Origin of the sequence: Streptomyces sp. bgisy159 (assembly GCF_965341775.1) — a bacterium.
GTDB lineage: Bacteria > Actinomycetota > Actinomycetes > Streptomycetales > Streptomycetaceae > Streptomyces.
The window spans coordinates 1-2,820 of sequence record NZ_CBDQZH010000106.1 but is presented as its reverse complement, the minus strand read 5'-3'; the positions used below and the strand labels follow the sequence as shown (position 1 = coordinate 2,820).

At 67.1% G+C, this 2,820-nt stretch carries 3 protein-coding genes; 1 reads left to right on the top strand and 2 read right to left on the bottom strand.

The genetic code is table 11. The features are described from left to right. Positions 1-99: 99 nt before the first annotated feature. Complete coding sequence (locus ACSLTV_RS35990) at positions 100-501, top strand: hypothetical protein (protein ID WP_432140055.1); 402 nt, start codon at positions 100-102, stop codon at positions 499-501. A 10-nt stretch (positions 502-511) separates the two neighbouring features. Here ACSLTV_RS35990 and istB read toward each other — a convergent pair whose 3' ends face one another. Next, complete coding sequence (gene istB / locus ACSLTV_RS35985; protein WP_406721938.1) at positions 512-1,282, bottom strand: IS21-like element helper ATPase IstB; 771 nt, start codon at positions 1,280-1,282, stop codon at positions 512-514. Continuing rightward, positions 1,279-2,703 carry an IS21 family transposase gene (gene istA, locus ACSLTV_RS35980; protein WP_435613720.1) on the bottom strand — a complete coding sequence of 475 codons (1,425 nt, stop codon included), beginning with the start codon at positions 2,701-2,703 and terminating at the stop codon, positions 1,279-1,281. The genes istB and istA overlap by 4 nt, the downstream gene beginning before the upstream one ends. Between the last annotated feature and the right edge of the window lie 117 nt (positions 2,704-2,820).

Sequence of the window (2,820 nt, the reverse complement as noted above, 5' to 3'; positions counted from 1 at the left end):
TGTCGGCGTACTCGTCTCTGTGCAGAGCTGCGTACGGATGAACGTGCAGAGCAGGGAGCCCTGTGAAGCGCGAGCGTCGTGGTTCGAGATGATGGCGCGGTGTCTCTTCGCTATTTCAATCAGACCGGCTGGACCGCGATCTTCAATGGCACCGACACCGAGATCGGCCGCATGGTCCGTGTGGAGGGCTGGGACCAAGTGACCGGGACGGCCCTGGTCGTCGATCCCAAGCGCGGCGCCCTGCGTGCGGTGACGGACTACGAGGACTTCTCGCACCTGGAGCGAGCCGACCAGGTCGTGGCCGCCGTGCCTGGTGGAGGGTGGCGGGTGCACTGGAAGAACGAGGGCCCAGGGGGAACGCCGCTGACGGAACAGGTGGTGGCCTGGCTCATCACGTCGCAGGGGCGGGCGACGGCCATCACGGTCGATGCTCAGGGGCATGTCGAGGATGCTGATGGGGCCGACGCCTTCATCCCGCCGGGCGACGATCCGGTGTCGTGATCGCAGCTGGTCAGGCCACGTCGTTCTCTCGCTCGATGGCCTGGAGACGGTTCTTGAGCCGGTAGCTGGGGCCGTTGATGGAGATTACTTCGCAGTGGTGGAGGAGGCGGTCGAGGATCGCGGTGGCGAGGACCTCGTCGCCGAAGACCTGACCCCACTCGCTGAAGGTCTTGTTCGAGGTCAGGATGATCGAGCCCTTCTCGTAGCGCTTGGAGATGACCTGGAAGACCAAGTTCGCCTCGGCTCGTTCGAGGGGCTGGTAGCCGACCTCGTCGACCACGAGGACGCCGGGCCGCAGGTAGGTTCCGAGTTTGTTCGTCAGCCGTCCGGCGGTCTCGGCGGCTTTGAGGTTGCGGACCATGTCGTCGAGGCTGGTGAAGTAGATCGAGTAGCCGGCCCGGCAGGCTGCGACCGCCAGTGCGACGGCGATGTGCGTCTTGCCGACCCCGGGCGGCCCGAGCAGGGCGGCATTCGCCTTGCCCTCGACGAACGAGAGGGTGGCGAGGTCCTTGACCTTGCGGGGGTCGAGCTCGGGCTGGAAGGAGAAGTCGTACTCGTCGAGCGTCTTGTGGTGCGGCAGCTTCGAGAGCCGCAGGCCCTGGCGGAAGCGGCGGTCGTCACGGACAGCCAGTTCCTCGGACAACACCAGGTCGAGGAAGTCGAGATAGCCCATCTTCCCCTCGTCGGCCCGCCGGGCGTACTCGTTGATCGTCTCGGCCAGGTGAGGCAGGCCGAGCTTGCCGGCCGTGTTCCGGATGCGGGTGGAGACCAGCTCGCTCAAGACGTTTCCCTCATGCTCGGGTGGGTGGTGAAGGGACGGGTGCCGGTCAGCTCGTCATAAACCGACAGCGGACGACGGCCGACCTCGATATGGGTGGCCGCGGCCCGGTTCAGCAGAGCACGCAAAGGCCCTGTCTCCTCACCCCGAGGACGCTCACGACGGGGCGGCGGCAAGGCATCACCGGTGGTGGTCCGGCGTCCCTTGCCCATGGGCAGGCCGTCCCAGTGAGACTCTTCGACGACCCGGACGCCGCGGCCGATCGCCCGCGGGTGGGTGGCCAGCAGGGTCTCGCCGCTGGAGTCGGCAATGGTGGAATGCAGCATGATCTGCGACTTCGTGGCCCGGATCTCCACCAGCTGCCGGGGGCGGACCCTGCGGGCGGGCACCGAGTAGAGGTTGCCGCCGAAGGCGACGAGGCAGTCCTTGCCGACCGGCCGCAGGTGCCGCTCGGCCACCAGATAAGGGGTCGGCGGCAGAGGCTTGAGGGCCACGTGATCACGGGCCGCCCGCTCTCCGATGACCTGCTGGTGGGTCCGGTGGGCCTGAGCCCGTCGCTGCGGCACCCAGGTGATGAAGGCGGCGTCCATCTCCTCGACGGAAGAGAAGGACCGGCCGGACAGGACGTGGTCACGGACGATCAGAACCTGGCGCTCGACGCGGCCCTTGCCGGTGGGCCGGTAGGCGGCCAGAACGTCGATATCGAAGTCGTAGTGTCCGGCGAAGCCGACCGCTTCCGGGTGCAGTGGGACCGCCTCGCCGGGGGCGACGTGGCGGCGGACGACGGTCTTGGTCCGGTCGTAGACGATCGTCATCGGGACGCCGCCGAAGTGCGCGAACGCGCGGCGGTGGCAGTCGAAGAACGTCTGCAGGTCCTGACTGGTGGTGAAGCAGCAGAACGGGTCGCGCGAGTACGACAGCGTCATGTGGAAGGAGTAGACCTTCGGGATGCCCATGTGGGCGAGGATCTTGCCCTCGTCGCCCCAGTCCACCTGGGCCTGGGCGCCGGGGATCACCTCGAAGCGGCGGTGCATGCCTGCCAGCTCATTCGGCGTGATGCCGAGTTCCTCGGCGATCCGGGGCCGGGCTTCCTGGACGTAGAGCTTGGTCCGCTGGTAGTTGCCGGTGAACCCGTACTCCTGGGCGAGCCGCTCGTGGATCACGGCGGCCTTCATCAGGATCTCCGCCCGCAGCATCGAGTCGACCAGCGGCGCGAACTCGTCGATCACCCTCGCCCGTGACCTGCCGTTCGGTGACCGGCGCGGAGGCGATGCGGGTCCGTCGGCTGCCAGGTACTTGCTGACCGTCCGCCAGTTCAGGCCAGTCTCCTTGGCAACCTCGGTCAGGCTCATCACTCCGGACTCGACCAGGCCACGAAAACGCCGTAGTTCCAGCCAGCGCTGCGGATCCAGGACCACGGCCACCCCATCTCTGCGACCTCGACCAACAGGCAGCAGAGTGTCGAACCCTGAACCTCAGCACATCAGGAACCCTGCACGTTCATCCGTACGCGACCCTGCACGTTCACGTGTACGCCGACA